Consider the following 19,977-nt stretch of genomic DNA (forward strand, 5'->3'; position numbering starts at 1 on the left):
AGTTCGTCGGCAACGGGAGGTCGTGTGGAACCGGAGACACTGACCGTCGACTGCACGTACGGTTCGGCGCGCGGCTACCGGGACGGTTCGGTATTCGTGTGGAAGGGACTTCCGTACGCCGCTCCGACCGCCGGCGATCGGCGATTCCGGTCGCCGGAGCCGCCGGAGCCGTGGAGCGGCGTACGCGACTGCCGCAATTTCGGTCCGGTCGCACCGCAGAGCCGGAACAATCCGGTCCCGATCGACCTCGGCCAGACGATCGGCGAGGACTGCCTGTCGCTGAATATCTGGGCGCCCGAGCAGGACGGTGTGCCGCGTCCGGTGATGGTGTGGATACACGGTGGCGCCTACGTTCTCGGCTATTCCGGCCAGAAGATCTACGACGGCAGGCGACTGTGTGAGTCCGGCGACGTCGTGGTCGTGACGATCAACTATCGGCTCGGTGCACTCGGATTCCTCGATCTGTCGTCGTTCTCGACGGCAGATTCGACGTTCGAATCCAATGTGGGTCTGCGCGATCAGATTGCGGCGCTCGAGTGGGTGCGCGAGTGCATCTCGGCATTCGGTGGCGATCCGGCACGGGTCACCGTGTTCGGGGAGTCGTCCGGCGGCGGTTCGATCACGACGTTGATGACGGTGCCACGCGCCGAAGGATTGTTCCACGCGGCTATCGCGCAGTCGCCACCGGCGACGTCGGCGTACGGGCGTGAGCGTTCCGCGACGGTCGCGGAACGGTTCCTCGAGATTCTCGATGTCCCAAGGTCGCGGGTGTCGTCACTGCGTGACCTTCCGTATGAACAACTTGCCATGGCCGGAGACGATCTCGCGCGGGAGATTCCGATCAAGGTGCCCGGCACACTGGCGCTGGCGCCGGTCGTCGACCGGGATCTCGTGCCGAAGTATCCGGTGGCGGCGTTCCAGAAGGGTCTGTCGCACCGGATCCCGCTGATCATCGGATCGAACCGGGACGAACCGTCGATCTTCCGGTGGATGAAGTCTCCACTCATGCCGGTCGACGACATCGCGGTGCAGGGCATGTTCGCGGCCTTGGCCGCGGACGGTGTCGAGTTGTCACCCGAGCGGATCGACGAGATCGTCGCGGCGTATCCGGCCGCGACGAAGCCGAGCGGGGCGATGGCCCTGTCGCGGGATGCCGGTTTCCGGATGCCGGTGCTGTGGATCGCGGACGCGCACAGCGTGCACTCCCCGACGTGGGTGTACCGGTTCGATCACGCGACGCCAATCCTCCGGGCCGCTCGGATCGGGGCCGGGCACGCCACCGAACTCCCTTATGTGTTCGGCAATTTCGGTACGCTCGACCATGATCCGACCTTCTGGCTCGGCGGGCGGAAGTCCGCGACCGAACTGTCGGGCCGGATCGGGCGTCGTTGGACGGCGTTCGCGCACCACGGTGTGCCCGCTGCGCTCGACGGGTCCAGGCATTGGGCGCCGTACACAGCCGACTCTCGCATGACCCTCGTGCTCGACGCGGTCGATTCCGTCGTCCCGGACCCGGACGGGCATCTGCGGGAGATGTGGGGCGACCGGGTCATGGGATTCAGCTAGCGAAATTTCTAGCGCCGGACGATCTCGATCATGTCGAAGTCGGCCTTGGCGGCCCCGCAGTCGGGGCATGACCAGTCGTCGGGCAGGTCGTCCCAGCGGGTGCCCGGTTCGATGCCTTCGTCGGGCCAGCCGAGCGCTTCGTCGTACTCGAAACCGCAGACGAGGCAGCGAAACAGTCGGTAGTCGGTAGCCATGTCAGTTGCCTCTCGGTTCGAAGTCGATCTTCTCGCGGACGCCGCAGTCCGGGCAGCACCAGTCGTCGGGGACGGTCGCCCATGCGGTGCCGGCCGGAAACCCTTCGTGCGGTGCGCCGGTGGCTTCGTCGTACACGTAGTCGCAGACCGGGCATTCGTACGCGGACATCAGCGTGCCTCGCCGTATCGGGCGAGGATCTTCTCGCGTTTACGCGGCTGGATGTTGATGCGAGACAGATCGCCGTCGTAGTGGTCGAGGACCCGGTGGTCCATCACCGTGCGCCACAGCGGCGGAAAGTAGGTCAGGCCGATCATGCTCGCGTAGCCGCTGGGCAGATTCGGGGCACCGTCCATGCTGCGGAGCGTCTGGTAGCGGCGGGTCGGGTTCGCGTGATGGTCACTGTGGCGTTGCAGGTGGTACAGGAAGATGTTCGTCACGATGTGATCGGAGTTCCAGCTGTGCTCCGGGGTGCACCGCTCGTAGCGGCCGGATTCGGTTCTGCGACGCAGTAATCCGTAGTGTTCGAGGTAGTTCACCGATTCGAGCAGAGAGAAGCCGTACACGGCCTGGATGATCAGGAACGGCAGCACCACCGGGCCGAACGCGACGGTGAGGACGGTGAACAGGGCGACCGACATCAGCCATGCGGTGAGTACATCGTTTCGGAAAGTCCACGGGCCCTTGCCGAGTCGTTCCAGGCGGGTCTTCTCGAGATTCCACGACGATGTCACGCCACCCCATACGCTGCGCGGTAGGAATGCCCAGAACGATTCGCCGAAGCGGGCGCTGGCCGGGTCCTCGGGGGTGGAGACCCGGACGTGATGGCCGCGGTTGTGCTCGATGTAGAAGTGGCCGTAAAAGGTCTGGGCCAGGGCGATCCGCGACAGTCGGCGTTCGAGTTGTTCCTTCTTGTGGCCGAGTTCGTGGGCGGTGTTGATGCCGACGCCACCCATCACTCCGATGCTGATCGCCAGACCGATCTTCGAGACGAGTCCGAGGCCGCCGTCGAGGCCGAGCCATCCGAGGTCGTCGGCCGACCACAGATAGCACGCGAACACGAGGCTGACGATCTGGAACGGGATGTAGGCGTAGGTGCAGTACCGGTAGTAGCGGTCTGCGGCGAGACGTTCCATCGCTTCGTCGGGTGGGTTCTGGCCGTCGGGGCCGAAGAATCGGTCCAGGATCGGCAACAGTACATAGACCAGCAGCGGTCCGATCCACCACCAGATCGGGGCGACTGCGGCCGCGCCGATCTGTCCGAACGCCCATACCAGCGCGGTCGCGACGAAGATCGCTGTCGGCGGGACCAGCCCGAGCAGCCACAGATAGCGTTTCCGGTCGTGCCACTGCTGTGCAGGTGCCGGCTGTGGCCGGTCGATGTCGCGCGTCGTCACCGTGTCCTCCTTTGATATGACCTGAGTCTGATATGACCTGAGTCACCCTGTAATGGACGTTACGCGTCATGCGATCCACTGTCTAGACATTTCGTAAAATTTGTAAACTTCGATCTGCGCAGAATGTGGAGAATGTGCAGAATATGGACAGCCACCCACGTCCGCCGGGACGTGGGTGGCTGTCCATTCGATCTGCGGTTGTGCGCCGCTGGGTGGAGTCAGTTGCGGTACTCGGGATGCTCGGCGACAAACTTCTCGACGTACGAGCACGAGGTGCCGACCTTCAGGCCCTCGGCGCGGGTTGCGTCCAGGGCCTGGCGCACGACATCGCCGGCGACGCCCTTGCCGCGGAATTCTGGCTCGGTGACCGTGTGGTCGAAGTCGCGCACGTCGTCGACCTGGGTGTAGTCGGCGTGCCCCGCGAGCGCGTCGCCGATGTAGAGGACGAACCGCGACTGCTGGGGAAGATGCTCGACGCGACGGATTTCGTTGTTCTTGCTCATGGATTCACCCTACCGACGTGGGGGCGCACCACCGCGAGCATCGCGGGGGTGCGCTGGCCGCGCCACGTTCCGGTGAGCACTTTGGGCTCCCCTGGGGGCCCAAAGTGCACACCGATCGTCCGCACCACGGTCACCTCTACCGTGCCCGCCGACACCGTGCCCGCCGACACCGCAGTCGCCGTCGCGTTGCTCGAGTGCGTGAGAGAGTCGATCGACGGCACCGGCGCTCCGAGTGTTCCGCTGCCTGCGACCTGCACCTGCCCAGTGCTGGCCACGCCGGTATCGGCGTCGACCAGTTCGGCCGCGCCGCCACCGGTCGCGATCGTGGTGACCAGCGCGCCGATGTACACCGGGTCGGCGCACGCGTCGTACACCCAGCGGGGTCCGAGCACCGAATGGTCCATCGTCGCGACGAGGGAGTCCTCGGCGCCGGCGAGGGGAGCACCGCGATAGGTCAACGGCACCTGCAGGGTCCGGCCGTCCGTGGTGGCCAGCAGGTGGGTTTCGATTCCGACTTCACCGTCCGGGTCGTCGAACCGGTACGTCCCGATGCGTTCGAGGCCGGCGGGGTTGCCGGCCCACGGTTGTGTCGGCACCCAGGCTGCGAGGATCTCCGACTTCGACGGCGACAGCTGTGCGTGGTGGATGAGGGCCATGCGGTGACGATACGGGCGAAGACGATACGGGCGGTCACGCAGGCTGCGGGCTCACCGGCGTCGGCAGCCCCACCGGCTTCTGCAGCCCCACAGCATCGAGGTCGGTGCGCAGCAGCACGACGTTGTAGTCGGACCAGGTGCTGGCCAGGAAGTACAGATCCTTGCCCGACGACCACGGGTGGATGTATGCGCCGTACACACTCGGCACGTCCCTGCTGCTCACCAGCACCGTCGGTTCGCTCCAGCCGGATTCGAGCGATGCGGAGGTTCGCGCGACGATCGAATTCGTCGCATCGGTGTACAACGCGACGAAACCGCCGAGATGGTCGTTGTAGGCGACGGACAGTTCGCTGACCGGACCGGGAATCACGACACCGGCCGCTTTCGGGTCGGTCGGCGCCCAGACCGCGAGGCCGTCCCAGTATTCGTAGGCGAGCGGGTCGAGCAATGATTCGGGCCGGACGCGAGCCAGGTGGGCGGCGCCGCTGCGCCCGGACGGCGTGCCGAACCGGTACACCCAGCCGTCGTGTTCGACGAATGCGCCCATCTGGAAGTTGGTGTTGCCGCTGAGCGGTTCGTTCAGTCGTGCGGTGAGCGGATGGACCGTCCAATTCTCGCCGTTGTCCGTCGACGAGGCGAGCGCGGAGAAGTTCGTGTGCCACTCGCCGGGTGCACCCCAACTGCGCACCGACATGAAGTCGAGGTATTGGACACCGCCGATCGCGATACCGGCGGTGGGAATCGTGGTGATCTCCACGCCGTTGACCTTTCGGCTCTCGATCAGCTCCCGGGCGTGGTTCGGGCGATCGAGTGGAGCGCTGTCGATGCTCATGCCGTTGCCGAGGTTGCGGTCGCTGCTGCGGAACAGGATGTTGCTGCGCCAATCGCCGACGAGCCCGCACAGTGGATTGCGGTTGAACCCGAAGGTGTCCCCGAACGCCGTGAGGACCTCCCCGTCCCCGTTGTCCCACATGATGCCGAGATCGGTGCCGAGTACCGAGAATCGGGACACGGTCTCGTTAGTGCCCATCAGCCCGGTCAGGTGCGACACCGCGGTGGTCGTGCCCTTCAGCTCGGGCAGTCGGCCGTCCTGTCCGTTGAGCCACGGAATCGGCGTCACGCCGGCTTGTGAGCTCCCGGGCATGGTGCTGCCAGTGCCGGGCATGGCGCTGCCGGTGCCGCTGCCGGGTGGGCACGCGGCGTGCGCGGTTCCGGCTCCTCCGAGCACGAATACGCAGGTCGCGGTCAGTACCACGGGCAGCGTGAGCGCCAGGCGATGTCGCAGGGATGTGGGCATGGGGACCTCCCGGGGACCGTCCTGACGGTGATGCCGTGTATTCGATGCCGCGTCAACGTAACAGCAGTAACACCAGTCCCTTGTGCCACTTCGGTAACAGATCGGCCGCTTTCGGGACCCGACCTCGGTTCCGTGTACACCCGATGGGCGACGGCGTCCGGCGCCCTGGATCTGGCTATGCTCGCCTGTCGTGACCGAAACCGACGCTGCCGCCGGACCGTCGACCACCTCCGGCAGGAGCCGGGACCGCGCCGGGACCTCCCGGCCGCGCATCAGGCCCGCGCGGATCCGCCTGATCGCGATCGTCGGTGGGGTGGTCGGGATTCTTGCCGCACTCGCCATCCCGTTCCTGCCCGTCCACCAGACCGAGGCGACGATCTCGTGGCCGCAGGACGGCTCGCTCGCCGGAGTCACGGCGCCGCTCGTGTCCTACAGTCCGATCGAACTGGACGTCACCGTCCCGTGCGCGACGGTCCGGGAACTGGCCGACGCGGGCGGCGGGGTACTGGTCTCGACCGCACCCGTCGGGGCGGCCGCGCCGGACCGATGGGCGCTGTCGGCGCGGGTGATCGCAGGCGACGACCCCGACCCACGGTTCGAGGTGGTCGCGCGGAACACGATCCAGCTGTCCGAACCCGTCGCGGCACTCACCGGAGCGGACTGCGCGGTGACCGTGTCCTCGACGCCGACCAGGACGGTCGTCGCGGTGACCGGCCCGGAGACCACCGTGCCGGAGCGGGTCGTCGACCGCGACCTGCGTCCACAGATGGTCGGGGTGTTCTCCGACCTCGAGGGCACTGCACCCGAGGGACTACGAGTGGCCGCGACCCTCGACACCCGGTTCACGACGTCACCGACGCCGGTGAAACTCGCGGCGATGCTGGTGGCGATCCTGGCGACCGCGCTGGCATTGTGGTCGCTGCACCGGATCGACGCGGCCGACGGCCGCCGCACCCGCCGGTTCCTGCCGTCGTCCTGGTGGTCGCTGCGTCGGATCGACGCGGTCGTCGTCGGTGTGCTGGTGCTGTGGCACGTGATCGGTGCGAACACCTCCGACGACGGCTACCAGCTCGGCATGGCCAGGGCCGCCGGTGAAGCCGGATACATGGCGAACTACTTCCGCTGGTTCGGGGTGCCCGAAGCCCCGTTCGGCACCCCCTTCTACGACGTCCTCGCGTGGATGACGCACGTGTCGACGGCGAGCATCTGGATGCGCCTGCCCGCACTGGCCGCTGGGGTGCTGGCGTGGTGGGTGCTCAGCCGGGAAGTCGCACCCCGACTCGGCGCCGCAGCCAGACGAACCTCGGTGCCGCTGTGGACCGGAGCCCTGGTCTTCCTCGCGTTCTGGCTGCCGTTCAACAACGGCCTGCGGCCGGAACCGATCGTCGCCGCGGGCGTGCTGCTGACCTGGTGTTCGGTCGAGCGCGCCGTCGCGACCCGCCGGCTGCTGCCCGCGGCCGCCGCGATCCTGATCGGTGCCGTCACCGTCACCGCCGGTCCGTCCGGGGTCATCTGCTTCGCGGCGCTGATCTCCGGGGCACGCCCGATTGCGAAGATCATCGCCGACCGGGCTCGGACGGCCGGCTACGCTGCGCAACTGCTGCCGTTGGTCACCGCCGGGACGGTGGTGCTCGTTGCGGCGTTCGCGGACCAGTCGTTCGCTGCGGTGCGGGAGATGCAGCACGTGCACGTCATCCCGCCGGACGAGCCGTGGTTCAACGAATACCTGCGCTATCAGTGGCTGTTCCAGGACACGACCGACGGTTCACTCGCGCGGCGATTCGCGGTGTTCACGATGCTTCTGTGCCTGCTGACCCTGGTGGTGGCATTGCTACGGCGCGGACGGATTCCCGGTGCGGCGCTCGGGCCGACCCGACGCATCGCCGGCATCACGATCGGTGCGATGGCCCTGACGACGTTGCTGCCCACCAAGTGGACCCATCACTTCGGCATCTACGCCGGCCTGGCGGGCGCCGTGGCGGTCGCGGCATCGATCGCGGTGGCACCGACGGTTCTGCGGTCCCGGCGCAACCGGGCACTGTTCGCCGCAGCGGTCACCGGTGTGGTCGCGCTGTCGTTCGCCGGACGCAACGACTGGTGGTACGTGTCGAGCTACGGCGTGCCCTGGTTCGACAAGGCGCCGTCGATCGCCGGTCACGGTTTCGCGGTCGCGTTCCTCGCGCTGGCCGTGCTGCTGCTCGCGGTGGCCGCCTGGTTCCACATCCATCCGGCGGCCTCCGTTCGCACCGACGCACCCTCCCGGGTGTGGTCGATTCCGCCGCTGACCGTCGCGGCGGCCGCGCTGGTGGTGTTCGAAGTGCTCTCCCTCGCCAAGGGTGCGGTAGCGCAGTACCCCGCATATTCGGTGGCCCGTTCCAACATCGACGCACTCGCCGGTTCGCCCTGCGGTCTGGCGAACGACGTACTTCTCGAAACCGACCCCAATGCCTCGATGCTGCAGCCGCTTTCCGGGGACATCGGTGCGGCGCTCGCGGAAAACGGCAGCCAGGGGTTCGTCCCGAGCGGTGTGGCGGGGGACCTCACACCGGATGCCGAGGAGGTCGCCTCCGGGACCGCCAACGCCGTCGACCGTACCGGCGCCGACCAGAACACGACCGGCAGCACCGCCGGGACCGGCGGTGGGTTCGGCGGCGAGGGCATCAACGGCAGTACCGTCGCCCTGCCCTTCGGTCTCGACCCGGCGACCACCCCGGTGCTCGGTAGCTACGGCGCAGACGGTGTCGCCACCGTGACCACCGAGTGGTACCGGCTACCCGACCCGGACGGTTCGGGTTCCCGCGGGGACCTGGTGTCGATCTCGGCAGCCGGGCCGATCCGGTCGGTGGACGCGGACGGAATCGAAACCTACGGGCAGGACCTGGTTCTCGAATACGGCACCCGAACCCCGGACGGCGTCGTCGCGCTGGGATCGGTGCTGCCGCTCGACATCGGTCCGGTCCCGTCGTGGCGGAACCTGCGGGTACCGCTCGACGTTCTGCCGCGGGACTCCGACGTGGTCCGGATCGTCGCGACCGACCACGACATCCGACCCGAGCAGTGGCTGGCGTTCACCCCGCCGCGGGTTCCGCAGACCAAAACCCTGCAGGAGGTGCTCGGCCGTGACACCCCGGTCCTGCTGGATTGGGCGGTCGGGTTGAACTTCCCCTGCCAGCACCAGATGCTGCACGCGAACGGCGTCGCCGAGGTTCCGGAGTACCGGATTTCCCCGGATCGGCCGCTGGCCGTGGTGACCGGTCTGTGGCAGGACCACTACGGCGGCGGACCGCTCGGGTGGACGCAGTTGCTGCTGGGTGCGCGAACGATCCCGTCCTATCTGAACCACGACTGGGGACGCGATTGGGGTTCGATCGAGCAGTTCGTCCCGATCGACCGTACGGCAGGCCCGGCGCAGATCCACACGACCACCGTGACCCGATCGGGTTGGTGGACACCGGGACCGATCAACATCACGTCCTGACCGGTCCCGGTACCGGAATCCCGGTCAGGAAGCCGGCGTCGCCGGGGGATGCGCGGCCCGCACGGCGTCGACGAACCGGCGTTTCTCGGTGACGTAGCGGTCCCGGAACGCGTCGATGTCGTCGGTGCCGTCGCTCGACGACGCGGTGAGGAACCCGAAGGTGGACTCGGCGGCGGTGAGCACGGGATCCGGTGCGGTCAACCGCATTTCGTTGACGATCGCGTCGAGGTCGACGATGCCGCGCGCGATCGCCCGCAGATGCGGATCGTCGCAGTGCAGTGCCTCGTCGAGGTTGACGTCGGCGAGGGCGGATCGGTCCAGTTCGAACAGATGGTTGTGGACCGTGTCCGCGGTGTGGAGGAACCGTACGTGCAGGGCACGGTCGGTCGCGCGTAGCGCCGGGGTAGGTATCGGATGATGCTCCGATTTCCGGCCGGCGCGGGTGGCGACGACCCCGAGCAGGACACCGACGATCAGCGCCGCGGGCGGCGCCCACCAGGGTGCGGTACCAGCGGTGAGCAGATCCGACAGCGACTCCATCGTCGGATGTTAGCAGTGGGAAGTACCGGTTCCTGCCGATGTGTCCACGACGATCGCCTCGTCGTCGGTCAGCGCCCGGAACTCGATGTGGCTACGTGTCAGGAGATCCACGGCGCGGCTGCTGCCGCCGTCGTCGAGCAGCGACCCACCGGCGTGCGGCACGATCGCGAAATCCACCAGACCCAGACCGTCCCACTGCGGAGCGATCCCGCACGTCGGCAGGACCTCGCCCGGATCGTCGGAGAACTCGATGCCGCGCAGCGTGGATGTCACCACGCACGCCCCGGCACTGTAGCCCGCGTATGCGAGCGACCCGGATCGCAGGAGATCGGTGAGCACGGTGTCGCCGCCGGATCGTGCCAGCTGCGCCCGCAACACGAACGTGTTGCCACCGCGCACCCACGCCGACCGGAATTCGGAGATCCTGGCGCGCAACGACTCCGGCGCCCCGATATGGTCGCGTAGGTCCACCTCGACGGGATCGAAGCCGAGGTCGCGCAGCGGACCGAACTCGCTGACCACCGCGGATCGCCGGGCGTGGGCCGACCAGGCATCGGCCGCGTTGCCGATGACCGCGATCGGCCCGGGCGGGCCGGTGACACGCAGCAGCGCCGCCGGGTCGGCACCGAACCGATAGGACGACAGGAACAGTCGCATCCGAGATCAGACGGTGAACGCGAGACGGTCGACGATACGCCGGCCCACGACGGCATCCCCGCCGAGAGTGATCTCGTCGAGATGATCGAACGCGCGGACGCGCCCGCCGGCCAGCCGCACGAACAATCCCGAATCCAGGGTGATCGTGCTGGTCGCAGGCTTGGACAGCTCGGGAACCAGCGCGGCCCGGCCGTGGACCTCCACCTGCAGGACGCGGGCGAGTGGACCGGTCAGCTCGAACGTGATGCGCGACCCGTCCGGGGCCTGGCCCAGCTTGCCGACGATATATGCCAGCGACGCGACGATCTCGGTGATCGCGAGCTCGGCGCGGGCACCGCCCTCGTCACCCGGTGCCCCGAGCGCATCCCGGACGTCGAGTTCGTGCATCCAGCAATCGAATACGCGGATCCGCATGAACCGCCCGTAGGTCGCCGGTCCGGCCGGGGTCTGCGCGGGGGCATCGAACCAGTCCTGGGTCATCGTGGCGAGCTGATCGCGGCGCCGCGCGACGATCCGCCGGTACCGGTCGAGGACGTCGGCGCCGGGTGTGCCGCGCAGCGACTCCACCCACCGCTCGTTGAGCGCGCCGATCTCGTTGCGCACGTGCCCGAGAGCGTGCACGTCGATGTCGACGTGGGGGACCTGCTCGCCCGCGAGGATCGATTCGGTACCGATCAGGTGCGCGACGATATCCTTGACCGTCCAGCCCGGCAGTGTCGACGGGGTGAACCAGATGTCGCCGTCGATGCCGGTCAGTAGGTCGTCGATGACCGCGAACTGCTCGAACAGCAGCGAACGGACCTGCGCCACCGGAAATTCCGGGGTGGTAAATTCGGAACTCGAGTCGATGCTCATCGGGGGTCCTCCGCTTCCAATCGGTCCAGTCCGGTGCGAATCTGGGCTGCGATCGCATCCGGATCGTGGGGGCGGCGACGGACGAGCCTCGCCGCCAGGAGCACGGTGTCGCCGCGCCAGCGCGGTAGCACGTGCAGGTGTGCGTGGCCGACGGTCTGGAACGCGGCCCGACCGTCGTTGAGCACCAGATTCGTGCCGTCGGGTGCGAGATCCGAACGGGTCAGTGCCCGCGAGAGGCGCTGCGCGGTGCGGAACATCGCGGCACCGTCGGCCGGGGCGAGTTGGTCGAGTCGCGCCGCGTGGGTCCGCGGCACCACCAGGGTGTGCCCGCGCGCGAGCGGGCGGACATCGAGGAAAGCCACTACGGTCTCGTCCTCGAACACCCGCGTCGCCGGTGCCGCGCCGGTCGCGATGTCGCAGAACACGCACGATTCCACGAGTGTCAGCCTAGTGCTGCGACAAGCGTGGGCGAGGATCGGTGGGGTCGGTGGCCGCGGGTCCGTCGGCGCCGCCGCACCGGGGGCACGCCTCGTCGGGATCCTCGAGGAACAGCCCACACTCCGGGCATACCCGGTCGAGCCAGCACACCGGGTCGCCGCCGGTGTCGTGACCCGATCCGGCGCCGACCATCATGCGTCCTTCAGGTGCTCGGCGAGGACGACGGCCCCGCTGTGGTCGAGGTCGCGCGTCGCGGTGAGCAACACCAGGGGGCGGCCCTCGGCGAGGTGATCGAGCCGGGCGACGGCTTCTCGTCCGGCCGCGGTGGTCAGTTCGTGGATGTATCGGGTGCGGAATTCGGAGAACTGTGCGGCGTCGTGCGCGTACCACTTGCGTAGGTTCGTCGACGGGGCCAGATCCTTGGCCCACTCGTCGTAGTGGAACGCGTCCTTGCGTAGTCCGCGCGGCCACAAACGATCGACCAGCACGCGGAATGCGTCTTCGTCTCCGGGGTGATCGTAAACGCGCTCGATATCGACTGTGCGACGTGACATCCGGGTCCTCCTTCGTTTCCGCTCACGACCGGCAGACGGGACACGTGAAGTGAGCTGCATCACAATTCTTGCACCGCTTTCCAGTTCGGACTCGATTCAGACGAATCGAGCCGCTTGCAGTGTCGTCGCCACCACGGTAGGTCTGGCTACGCTCATCGGCCCGGCACGAATCGCCGCGGCCTCGATGGACGCAGCCCGCCGCCCTCGCGGTGCGGCCCTCATTCGAAGCAGGAGTCAGGGGAATTGGATACCGAAGGATTGAGCACGGGAAGTGAGGCACAGCGTCGTCCGACCGTCGGCGTCGTTCGCGAATCGAACGACGACGAGCGTCGCGTCGCGCTGGTCCCGAAGATCGTTCCGTCACTGATCGGCAAGGGACTCGACGTGATCGTCGAGGCCGGTGCCGGTGAGGCGGCTCTGATTCCCGACGAGTTGTATGTCGAGGCGGGTGCCTCGATCGGTGATGCGTGGGCCGCCGATGTGGTGGTCAAGGTCGCGCCGCCGTCGGATGCGGAGGTCGCCCGGTTGGCGTCGGGTCAGGTGCTGGTCGGGTTCCTGGCGCCGCGGAATGCGGAGAACCAGATCGGTGCGTTGGCCGCGGCCGGGGTGCAGGCGTTCGCGGTGGAGTCGATCCCGCGGATTTCGCGGGCCCAGGTGATGGACGCACTGTCGTCGCAGGGCAACGTCTCGGGGTACAAGTCGGTGCTGGTCGCGGCGTCGGAGTCGACGCGGTTCTTCCCGATGCTCACCACCGCCGCGGGCACCGTGAAGCCCGCGACCGTTCTGGTGCTCGGTGTCGGTGTCGCCGGCCTGCAGGCGTTGGCGACGGCGAAGCGTCTCGGGGGCCGCACCACCGGCTACGACGTGCGTCCCGAGGTCGCGGACCAGGTCCGGTCGGTCGGTGCGCAGTGGCTGGATCTGGGGATCGACGCGGCCGGTGAGGGCGGCTACGCCCGTGAACTCACCGACGCCGAACGCGCGCAGCAGCAGCAGGCTCTCGAGGAGGCGATCAAGGGCTTCGACGTGGTCATCACGACCGCGTTGGTGCCGGGTCGGCCCGCGCCGCGCCTGGTCACCGCCGCCGCGGTCGCCGGGATGAAGCCGGGCAGTGTCGTGGTCGACCTGGCCGGGGAGACCGGTGGCAACTGCGAGCTGACCGAACCCGGGCAGACCGTCGTCAAGCACGGCGTGACGATCTGCTCGCCGCTGAACCTGCCCGCGACGATGCCCGAGCATGCGTCCGAGCTGTATTCGAAGAATGTCGCCGCCCTGCTCGAGTTGATGCTCGACGACACCGGTGCGTTGGCGCCGGATTTCTCCGACGAGATCCTCGACGGCGCGTGCGTGACTCGTGCGAAGGAGAACGCGTAGATGTACACCGAACTGCTCGCGAACATCGCGATCCTGGTGTTGGCCGGGTTCGTCGGGTTCGCTGTCATCTCCAAGGTGCCGAACACGCTGCACACGCCGTTGATGTCGGGTACCAACGCCATTCACGGCATCGTCGTGCTCGGCGCTCTGGTCGTGCTCGGGCATCTGCCCGGCGACGCGCACTGGGGAATCAAGATCATTCTGTTCGTCGCTCTGGTTTTCGGCACCCTGAACGTGGTCGGTGGTTTCGTGGTGACCGACCGGATGCTCGGGATGTTCAAGCGTAAGGACGCTCCGAAGGCGTCGGCGGAGTCGAAGGGAGCTGACGCCTGATGACGTATCTCGTCTCGGTCCTGTACATCATCGCTTTCGCGATGTTCATCTACGGTCTGTCGGGGTTGACCGGCCCGAAGACCGCGGTGCGCGGCAACTACATCGCCGCGGTCGGTATGGGTATCGCGGTGATCGCGGTGCTCATCGATGTTCGTGACACCGACAACTGGGGTTTGATCGTCGGGGGTCTGGCCGTCGGTGTCATCCTCGGGGTTCCGCCGGCGTTGAAGACGAAGATGACGGCGATGCCGCAGCTGGTGGCGTTGTTCAACGGTGTCGGTGGTGGCACCGTCGCGTTGATCGCGTGGGCCGAATATCTCGAGTCGAGCAGTTTCACCACGCTCGAGGACCAGCCGACCGTGGTGATGATCGTCGGATCGTTGTTCGCCGCGATCATCGGGTCGATTTCGTTTTGGGGTTCGCTCGTTGCGTTCGCGAAGTTGCAGGAACTGCTCAACAAGAATCTCGAGCGCACGCTGGTGTCGGCGGCGAAGCTGTTCCAGTTGGCCAACATGGTGCTGGTGGTCGCGTCGATCGCCATTGCGATCTACATCGGGATCAGCGCGGACGGTGAACCGCTGGCGTCGTGGTGGATCCTGCTGTTGCTGATCGTCGCGGGCCTGATGGGATTGTTCGTGGTGTTGCCGATCGGCGGCGCGGACATGCCTGTGGTGATTTCGCTGCTCAATGCGCTGACCGGGTTGTCGGCGGCGGCTGCGGGTCTGGCCCTGAACAACCAGGCGATGATTGTGGCGGGCATGATCGTCGGTGCGTCCGGCACCATCTTGACCAACCTGATGGCCAAGGCGATGAACCGGTCGATTCCGGCGATCGTGTTCGGTGCGTTCGGTGGTGGCGGCGACGACGGCGCTGCGGGCGGCTCGGCTGCCGGTGGCACCGTGAAGGCGACGTCGGCGTCGGATGCCGCGATCCAGATGGCGTATGCGAATCAGGTGATCGTGGTGCCCGGGTACGGGTTGGCGGTGGCGCAGGCGCAGCACGCGGTCAAGGAGATGGCGGCGTTGCTCGAGGAGCGCGGTGTCGAGGTCAAGTATGCGATCCATCCGGTTGCGGGCCGGATGCCCGGTCACATGAACGTGTTGTTGGCCGAGGCCGATGTCGAATACGAGGCGATGAAGGAGATGGACGATATCAACGGTGAGTTCTCGCGCACCGATGTCACCATCGTGATCGGCGCGAACGACGTCACGAACCCGGCGGCGCGCAATGATTCGTCGAGCCCGATCTACGGCATGCCGATTTTGAATGTGGATCAGTCGAGGTCGGTGATCGTGCTCAAGCGGTCGATGTCGTCGGGGTATGCGGGTATCGACAATCCGTTGTTCACGGCGGATCAGACGTCGATGCTGTTCGGCGACGCGAAGAAGATGGTCGGCGAGGTCACCGAGGAACTCAAGGTTCTCTGACCTCCACCCACCACGAAGGTGGCCTTCGTGCGGCTGGGCCGCACGAAGGCCACCTTCGGTCGTTCACGATTCGGCCGTCCGACCGTGATCGACCGGGCGGGTCTGCCCGTATCCGGTGCGGACGGCCTCCTCGACCACCGCCTGAAGCTGCTCGTCCGTCATCGGCCGCGGCGTCGCGACCGCCGCCGCCCGCAGGTACACCCGGCACAACCATTCGAGCAGGACCGCGTTGCCGAGTGCCTGCTGCAGCGACGAGCCGACTGCCACGGTTCCGTGATGTGCCAGAATCGCCGCCCGCGTGTGCCGCAGCGCCGCGCGGGTCGCCGCGGTGAGCTCCTCGGTGCCGAACGGAGCGAACGGCACCAGCGTCAACTTCCCGCCGAGCAGCAATTGCTGATAGTGCACGACGGGGAGTTCGTCCGTCACCAGCGAGAGCGCCACCGCGGCCTCCGAATGCGCGTGCACCACGGCCGTCGCATCGGAATCCCGGTAGACGCCGAGGTGGATGCCCAGTTCCGAGGTCGGCTGGAGACGACCGCTGTGATGGCGGCCGTCGAGACCGACAACGGTCACGTCGTCGGCCGTCGCCGTGGCCAGCGTGACACCGGTGGCCGTGAGGGCCACCAGGTCGCCGACCCGCACGCTGACGTTCCCGGCGGTGCCAAGAACGAGGCGTTGCCGCGCCAGTTCCCGGCTGGTCGCGGCCACCTCCTCTCGTGCCCGGTCGAGCTCGTCCCCGCTCAACTCGGTGCGCCTTCCTGGTCGCGGATGAATGCCTGCACGACGGCCAGGTTGAAATCGCCGTGATCGCTGCCCAGCCCGCCGGCGACCTGGGCGGCGGTGGCGTTGCCGAGACGGGCAGCGCCCACCGGGTCCAGGCCGAGCGAGATGCCGCGGAGGAAGCCCGCCGAGAACGAGTCACCGCAGCCGGTGGTGTCGACGACGTCGACCGGGTAGGTCGGAACCTCGGTGATGCCGTCGGCCGTCGCGATGACGGTGGGCTTCGCACCGGCCGTCGCGACCACGCAGCGGGCGCCCCGCTCGACCAGCCGGCGGCAGCCCTCGTGCAGGTCGGTCGTGGCGGTCCAGCCGAGTACCTGCTCGTCGTTGGGCATGAGGTAGTCGATGTGCGGCAGTGCCGCCTCGAAGTACGCGAGGGCCTCCGGCAGACCCGCGGCCAGGCTGTCCGCGGAGGTGACGGCACCGTTCGCGCGGGCTCGGGAGAGCAGTTGCGCTGCGACCTCGCCGCCGTAGAACTCGGGTGCACCGAGATGCACGATCTCGGCGTCGTCCAGCGCGTCCCACGGAACATGCTGCGCCAGAAACATGTTGGCGCCGACCACGTGGAACGCGGGACGCGAGCCGTCCGGGCGGATCGGCAGCACCGACGCCGACGTCTGCGCGTCGGATGTCCGGTGCAGCAGGGAGGTGTCGACGCCGTCGCGTTCGAGCAGCGAGACGAGCAGGGTGCCGAGGGTGTCGTTACCGATGACGCCGGCCGAACGGACCGCCGCCCCGAGCTTGGAGAGCACGAGGCCGGTGGCCGCCGCAGTACCCGCGGCGGTCATCGTGATCTGTTCCACCAGCGCACCGCCCTGGCCTTCGGGGATCTCCGTCACTGGACGGACGAGGGTGTCGAGAACGTGTGCGCCGACGACGAGGGCGCGCACCTGGTTCGAATCCGTGGTCAACTGTTCGCCTTACCTGTGGGAGCGGGGTGATTCGGCATGGGTCGAGGGGTGTCCGGATCGGTGCGTTCGGACAGGACGACCGCCTCGAGCGCCCGCATCGAACGGTCGAAGTCGGCGACCATCCCCGTGCGGAGGATGCGATGCGCCAGGGCGCCGAGCGGTCGCGGTGTGAGGTCGAAGTGGAACTCGTACGTCATCGACGTCGCCGCGCCACCGCTGAGCGGTGCGAATCGGAAGATGTTGACCACGTCGCGCAGCGGAGCGAATCCGGTTCCCGAGTCGATCCGCAGCCTGGTCGGCTCGAGGTCGCGCACCGTCCAGGTGGCGTGGGTCGTCAGCGGACCCAGCGAGGCGACCGTCTCGGTGTACTGCCCGCCGACCTCGGCGTGACCGTGGTGGGTGTGGACCTCGTGCACGCTGGTGACCCAGTCGGCGTAGCGGCTGGTGTCGCTGGTGACGGCCCACACCTCTTCCGGGGTCACCACCAGGTTCCGGTGTGCGCGGATCACGAATTCACTCATACTGTGTTCCCTTCGGCGGCAAGGACTTCGGCTGCCGCGTTCGTGCCGGAGCGGACGGCCCCGTCCATGTATCCGTTCCAATAGTCGACGTGCTCGGCGCCGGCCCAGTGCACCCGCCCGAACGGGACGTCACGCCAGCGTCCGAGGCCGGTGAGGGTGCCCGGGGTGAGGACCGAGGTCGGGCCGCCGCGTGTCCATTCCTCACTGGTCCAGTCCTTCTCGATGCAGGCGGTCGGGTGCAGGGCGCGTGGCCCGAGTGCCGTGGCGAACGCGCGGAGCACCGCCCCGCGCCGCTGCGCGGGCGGTTTCGGCGCCCACCTGCGCCACTGGTCCGCCCCGACGAATCCCATCAGGACGCCGGGGCCGCCGTCGGGCGGTGAGTTGTCGAACATGGAGCAGACCGGGAACGAGGCATCGCGGAACAGGGCCTGCCCGGACAGACCCTCGGTGCGCCAGAACGGTTCCGGATACACCGCTTCGAACTTGGCGAGCGTGCCGAAGTTCATCCGCTGGAAGAGCGCCTCCTGCTGTGCCGGGAGCAGCGGGTCCCAGGCGATGCGGGTGGCGAGCACCGGCGGCACCGCCACCACCATGCGATTCGCCGTCCACCGGTCGGTGTCGGTGTGCACGACCACCTCCGGGCCGGTCTGGTCGATGCGGCGGACCGGGGAGCCCAGGGTGACGTACTCGCCCAACTCCTCGGCGAGGCGCAGCGACACCCGTTGCGGACCACCGACGAAGCGCGCGTCCTGGGCGACTCCGGTGACGCCCATCATCCGCTCGATGGTGCCGGGGGTGTATTCGTTGCCGGCGCCGGCGACATACCAGAGGCCGAACAGTGTCGACGCATCGACGGCGGTCCCGCCGAACGCCGAGCCGAGCAGGATGTCGAGCAACTCGACGCCACCGTCGGTGACGGCGCCGCGACGGCACCAGGTCGCGAACGTTTGAGAATCCAGCGCGAGCGCGTCGGGGGCACGCCACGGTTCGTCGACCGGGATCGTGCGCGCCGCCCGGCCGATCCGGGCGATGAGCGCCCCGACGTCGAGCAGGGCGGACGGATCCGGCGGCACACCGTTGCTGAACCGCCGCGTCGTCCCGTTCTTGACGTAGACGTTGGCGCCGGTGTCGTACGCGGGGAACGTCTCGACTCCGAGTTCGCCGGCCAGCGACAGGATGTGGTCCTGCGTCGGGCCGACGAACTGGCCCCCCGCCTCGACGACGTGCCCGTCGCCGAGATCGTGGTCGACGGTGCGGCCGCCGACGCGGTCCCGTGCCTCGAGAACCTGCACGGTGTGGCCTGCGGCGCGCAGCGTTCGTGCCGCGGTGAGTCCGGCGAGTCCGGCGCCGACGACGAGGACGTCTCTACGGTTCGTCAACGTCCGCCTCCGATCGTCGCGGGAACGGAGGATCGGAGCCCCAGCCGTACGGCCCCGGCAGCCTCGGCGAGCACAGAGGTGGCCACCTGGCCGACACCGGTCGCGTTCACCAATCCGTGCACGATGCCCGGGTGTCGTCGCATCCCGACCTGGACACCGGCCTCCCGCATGCGCCGTGCGTACGCCTCGCCTTCGTCGCGCAGCACGTCGAACCAGGCGGTGACCACGTAGGCGGGTGGCAGACCGGACAGATCATCGGCGAGCAGCGGCGACACCAGCGGGTCGAGGGCCTGCGCCGGGTCGGTCAGGTAGTGGTTCCGATACCAGTCCATCTGCGCCTCGGTCAGGAAGAGGCCCTCGCCGAACAGCTCGTAGGAGCGGTGCTTCGAACCGAGATCGGTGACGGGCATGAACAACAGTTGGAAATCGGGCACTCGACGGTCGGGTCGCGTGCGGCGTTCGACGGTGGTGGCCAGTGCTACCACCGCGGCCAGGTTTCCGCCGGCGCTCTCGCCGCCGACACCGACGGCGGTGGGGTCGACACCGAGGTCGTCGGCGTGGGCGATCGCGTGGTCGAACGCGGCGATCGCGTCGTTCACTCCGGCAGGGAAGGGGTGTTCCGGGGCCAGTCGGTAGTCCACCGACAGCACGGCGACGGTGGCGTTGGCGGCAAGGAAGCGGGACACCGAGTCGGCGGAGCCGAGCCCGCCGAGGACGAATCCGCCGCCGTGGAAGTAGACGAGGACTGGCAGGGGAGTGTCGGCGTGGTGGTGCGGGCGGTAGAGGCGGGCCGGAATCGGTCCGTCCGCGCCAGTGATCGTCAGGTCCCGGACCTCGCCGATCTCGACGTTGCCGCCGACGATCCACGCCTCACGGTCGAGTTGTGCCCGTCCTTCCGGCAGGGGGAGTTTCTCGAAGGTCGTGCCGGCGGCCAGTGTCATCAACCGCAGTCCGAGCTGAACCTCGGTGTCGAGTTCGGCGTCGTCGATGCGGAGCGGGCGACCGCCGAGGAGGCGTTGTGCGGGACGGGGAAGGGCGGACACGGCGCGTAACACCGCTCGGGCGAGCCGGTCGGTGGGGTGGGGTCTCGACGAAGTCATCCGTCTCCTTGCGTGAGTGCTC

General features: G+C 68.0%; 22 protein-coding genes. 5 read left to right on the plus strand and 17 right to left on the minus strand.

Annotated elements, in window-relative coordinates:
* Window positions 1-24: 24 nt before the first annotated feature.
* Window positions 25-1,566 carry a carboxylesterase/lipase family protein gene (locus WAX14_RS09320; protein WP_422627799.1) on the plus strand — a complete coding sequence of 514 codons (1,542 nt, stop codon included), beginning with the start codon at window positions 25-27 and terminating at the stop codon, window positions 1,564-1,566.
* Between the two features lie 8 nt (window positions 1,567-1,574).
* On the opposite strand, the gene WAX14_RS09325 is transcribed toward WAX14_RS09320, so the two are convergent.
* The 6 genes from WAX14_RS09325 to WAX14_RS09350 form a co-directional block, all read right to left on the minus strand.
* Entirely contained in the window at window positions 1,575-1,760 is a 186-nt protein-coding gene (locus WAX14_RS09325; RefSeq protein ID WP_422627800.1) for a rubredoxin, read from the minus strand.
* A 1-nt stretch (window position 1,761) separates the two neighbouring features.
* Complete coding sequence (locus tag WAX14_RS09330; RefSeq protein ID WP_422627801.1) at window positions 1,762-1,929, minus strand: rubredoxin; 168 nt, start codon at window positions 1,927-1,929, stop codon at window positions 1,762-1,764.
* On the minus strand, window positions 1,929-3,155 hold the full coding sequence (locus tag WAX14_RS09335) for an alkane 1-monooxygenase (RefSeq protein ID WP_422627802.1): 1,227 nt from the start codon (window positions 3,153-3,155) through the stop codon (window positions 1,929-1,931). Before WAX14_RS09335 ends, WAX14_RS09330 begins: the two co-directional genes overlap by 1 nt.
* Window positions 3,156-3,373: 218 nt before the next feature.
* A complete protein-coding gene (locus tag WAX14_RS09340) occupies window positions 3,374-3,658 on the minus strand; it encodes a GNAT family N-acetyltransferase (protein WP_422627803.1) in 285 nt (94 codons plus the stop codon).
* Window positions 3,655-4,314 (minus strand): CG0192-related protein, encoded by a 660-nt coding sequence (locus WAX14_RS09345; RefSeq protein WP_422627804.1) that lies wholly within the window; start codon window positions 4,312-4,314, stop codon window positions 3,655-3,657. Before WAX14_RS09345 ends, WAX14_RS09340 begins: the two co-directional genes overlap by 4 nt.
* A gap of 34 nt (window positions 4,315-4,348) precedes the next feature.
* Window positions 4,349-5,611, minus strand: a complete 1,263-nt coding sequence (locus WAX14_RS09350) for a DUF4185 domain-containing protein (RefSeq protein ID WP_422627805.1) — start codon at window positions 5,609-5,611, stop codon at window positions 4,349-4,351.
* A 190-nt stretch (window positions 5,612-5,801) separates the two neighbouring features.
* Here WAX14_RS09350 and WAX14_RS09355 point away from each other — a divergent pair, with 190 nt between their 5' ends.
* Window positions 5,802-9,089: an arabinosyltransferase domain-containing protein gene (locus WAX14_RS09355; RefSeq protein ID WP_422627806.1), complete on the plus strand. Its 3,288-nt coding sequence runs from the start codon at window positions 5,802-5,804 to the stop codon at window positions 9,087-9,089.
* A 24-nt stretch (window positions 9,090-9,113) separates the two neighbouring features.
* Here the strand turns inward: WAX14_RS09355 and WAX14_RS09360 are convergent, their stop codons facing one another.
* From WAX14_RS09360 to WAX14_RS09385, 6 genes are read right to left on the minus strand one after another with little or no spacing between them, the layout of a single operon-like run.
* Window positions 9,114-9,629, minus strand: a complete 516-nt coding sequence (locus tag WAX14_RS09360) for a hypothetical protein (protein ID WP_422627807.1) — start codon at window positions 9,627-9,629, stop codon at window positions 9,114-9,116.
* A gap of 9 nt (window positions 9,630-9,638) precedes the next feature.
* Window positions 9,639-10,286: a Type 1 glutamine amidotransferase-like domain-containing protein gene (locus WAX14_RS09365; RefSeq protein ID WP_422627808.1), complete on the minus strand. Its 648-nt coding sequence runs from the start codon at window positions 10,284-10,286 to the stop codon at window positions 9,639-9,641.
* 6 nt (window positions 10,287-10,292) lie between these two features.
* On the minus strand, window positions 10,293-11,141 hold the full coding sequence (locus tag WAX14_RS09370; RefSeq protein WP_422627809.1) for a maleylpyruvate isomerase family mycothiol-dependent enzyme: 849 nt from the start codon (window positions 11,139-11,141) through the stop codon (window positions 10,293-10,295).
* Entirely contained in the window at window positions 11,138-11,578 is a 441-nt protein-coding gene (locus WAX14_RS09375; RefSeq protein WP_422627810.1) for an HIT family protein, read from the minus strand. The genes WAX14_RS09370 and WAX14_RS09375 overlap by 4 nt, the downstream gene beginning before the upstream one ends.
* A 10-nt stretch (window positions 11,579-11,588) precedes the next feature.
* The gene (locus tag WAX14_RS09380) at window positions 11,589-11,774 is read right to left on the minus strand and encodes a hypothetical protein (protein WP_422627811.1); all 186 of its coding nucleotides are present in this window, start codon (window positions 11,772-11,774) and stop codon (window positions 11,589-11,591) included.
* The gene (locus WAX14_RS09385; RefSeq protein WP_422627812.1) at window positions 11,771-12,133 is read right to left on the minus strand and encodes a DUF488 domain-containing protein; all 363 of its coding nucleotides are present in this window, start codon (window positions 12,131-12,133) and stop codon (window positions 11,771-11,773) included. Before WAX14_RS09385 ends, WAX14_RS09380 begins: the two co-directional genes overlap by 4 nt.
* Before the next feature lie 243 nt (window positions 12,134-12,376).
* Here WAX14_RS09385 and WAX14_RS09390 point away from each other — a divergent pair, with 243 nt between their 5' ends.
* From WAX14_RS09390 to WAX14_RS09400, 3 genes are read left to right on the plus strand one after another with little or no spacing between them, the layout of a single operon-like run.
* Window positions 12,377-13,504: a Re/Si-specific NAD(P)(+) transhydrogenase subunit alpha gene (locus WAX14_RS09390; protein WP_422627813.1), complete on the plus strand. Its 1,128-nt coding sequence runs from the start codon at window positions 12,377-12,379 to the stop codon at window positions 13,502-13,504.
* A complete protein-coding gene (locus WAX14_RS09395) occupies window positions 13,505-13,837 on the plus strand; it encodes an NAD(P) transhydrogenase subunit alpha (RefSeq protein WP_422627814.1) in 333 nt (110 codons plus the stop codon).
* Complete coding sequence (locus tag WAX14_RS09400; RefSeq protein WP_422627815.1) at window positions 13,837-15,264, plus strand: NAD(P)(+) transhydrogenase (Re/Si-specific) subunit beta; 1,428 nt, start codon at window positions 13,837-13,839, stop codon at window positions 15,262-15,264. Before WAX14_RS09395 ends, WAX14_RS09400 begins: the two co-directional genes overlap by 1 nt.
* A 63-nt stretch (window positions 15,265-15,327) precedes the next feature.
* Here WAX14_RS09400 and WAX14_RS09405 read toward each other — a convergent pair whose 3' ends face one another.
* Genes WAX14_RS09405 through WAX14_RS09425 form a run of 5 tightly spaced genes read right to left on the minus strand, consistent with a single transcriptional unit; the run spans window position 15,328 to window position 19,955 of the window.
* Entirely contained in the window at window positions 15,328-16,008 is a 681-nt protein-coding gene (locus tag WAX14_RS09405; protein WP_422627816.1) for a class II aldolase/adducin family protein, read from the minus strand.
* Window positions 16,005-16,955, minus strand: a complete 951-nt coding sequence (locus tag WAX14_RS09410; protein WP_422627817.1) for a carbohydrate kinase family protein — start codon at window positions 16,953-16,955, stop codon at window positions 16,005-16,007. Before WAX14_RS09410 ends, WAX14_RS09405 begins: the two co-directional genes overlap by 4 nt.
* Window positions 16,952-17,476 carry an SRPBCC family protein gene (locus tag WAX14_RS09415; protein ID WP_422627818.1) on the minus strand — a complete coding sequence of 175 codons (525 nt, stop codon included), beginning with the start codon at window positions 17,474-17,476 and terminating at the stop codon, window positions 16,952-16,954. Before WAX14_RS09415 ends, WAX14_RS09410 begins: the two co-directional genes overlap by 4 nt.
* A complete protein-coding gene (locus tag WAX14_RS09420; RefSeq protein ID WP_422627819.1) occupies window positions 17,473-18,855 on the minus strand; it encodes a flavin monoamine oxidase family protein in 1,383 nt (460 codons plus the stop codon). Before WAX14_RS09420 ends, WAX14_RS09415 begins: the two co-directional genes overlap by 4 nt.
* Complete coding sequence (locus WAX14_RS09425; protein ID WP_422627820.1) at window positions 18,852-19,955, minus strand: alpha/beta hydrolase; 1,104 nt, start codon at window positions 19,953-19,955, stop codon at window positions 18,852-18,854. The genes WAX14_RS09420 and WAX14_RS09425 overlap by 4 nt, the downstream gene beginning before the upstream one ends.
* Window positions 19,956-19,977 lie beyond the last annotated feature (22 nt).

It is taken from the genome of Rhodococcus sp. (in: high G+C Gram-positive bacteria) (assembly GCF_049299235.1).
GTDB lineage: Bacteria > Actinomycetota > Actinomycetes > Mycobacteriales > Mycobacteriaceae > Rhodococcus.

What these genes read in the sequence shown, in the direction of transcription:
- WAX14_RS09340 (WP_422627803.1), bottom strand. Translation starts at nt 3,658, where the DNA reads ATGAGCAAGAACAACGAAATCCGTCGCGTCGAGCATCTTCCCCAGCAG.
- WAX14_RS09365 (WP_422627808.1), bottom strand. Translation starts at nt 10,286, where the DNA reads ATGCGACTGTTCCTGTCGTCCTATCGGTTCGGTGCCGACCCGGCGGCG.
- WAX14_RS09400 (WP_422627815.1), top strand. Translation starts at nt 13,837, where the DNA reads ATGACGTATCTCGTCTCGGTCCTGTACATCATCGCTTTCGCGATGTTC.
- WAX14_RS09380 (WP_422627811.1), bottom strand. Translation starts at nt 11,774, where the DNA reads ATGATGGTCGGCGCCGGATCGGGTCACGACACCGGCGGCGACCCGGTG.
- WAX14_RS09370 (WP_422627809.1), bottom strand. Translation starts at nt 11,141, where the DNA reads ATGAGCATCGACTCGAGTTCCGAATTTACCACCCCGGAATTTCCGGTG.
- WAX14_RS09415 (WP_422627818.1), bottom strand. Translation starts at nt 17,476, where the DNA reads ATGAGTGAATTCGTGATCCGCGCACACCGGAACCTGGTGGTGACCCCG.
- WAX14_RS09385 (WP_422627812.1), bottom strand. Translation starts at nt 12,133, where the DNA reads ATGTCACGTCGCACAGTCGATATCGAGCGCGTTTACGATCACCCCGGA.
- WAX14_RS09345 (WP_422627804.1), bottom strand. Translation starts at nt 4,314, where the DNA reads ATGGCCCTCATCCACCACGCACAGCTGTCGCCGTCGAAGTCGGAGATC.
- WAX14_RS09395 (WP_422627814.1), top strand. Translation starts at nt 13,505, where the DNA reads ATGTACACCGAACTGCTCGCGAACATCGCGATCCTGGTGTTGGCCGGG.
- WAX14_RS09330 (WP_422627801.1), bottom strand. Translation starts at nt 1,929, where the DNA reads ATGTCCGCGTACGAATGCCCGGTCTGCGACTACGTGTACGACGAAGCC.
- WAX14_RS09425 (WP_422627820.1), bottom strand. Translation starts at nt 19,955, where the DNA reads ATGACTTCGTCGAGACCCCACCCCACCGACCGGCTCGCCCGAGCGGTG.
- WAX14_RS09360 (WP_422627807.1), bottom strand. Translation starts at nt 9,629, where the DNA reads ATGGAGTCGCTGTCGGATCTGCTCACCGCTGGTACCGCACCCTGGTGG.
- WAX14_RS09325 (WP_422627800.1), bottom strand. Translation starts at nt 1,760, where the DNA reads ATGGCTACCGACTACCGACTGTTTCGCTGCCTCGTCTGCGGTTTCGAG.
- WAX14_RS09350 (WP_422627805.1), bottom strand. Translation starts at nt 5,611, where the DNA reads ATGCCCACATCCCTGCGACATCGCCTGGCGCTCACGCTGCCCGTGGTA.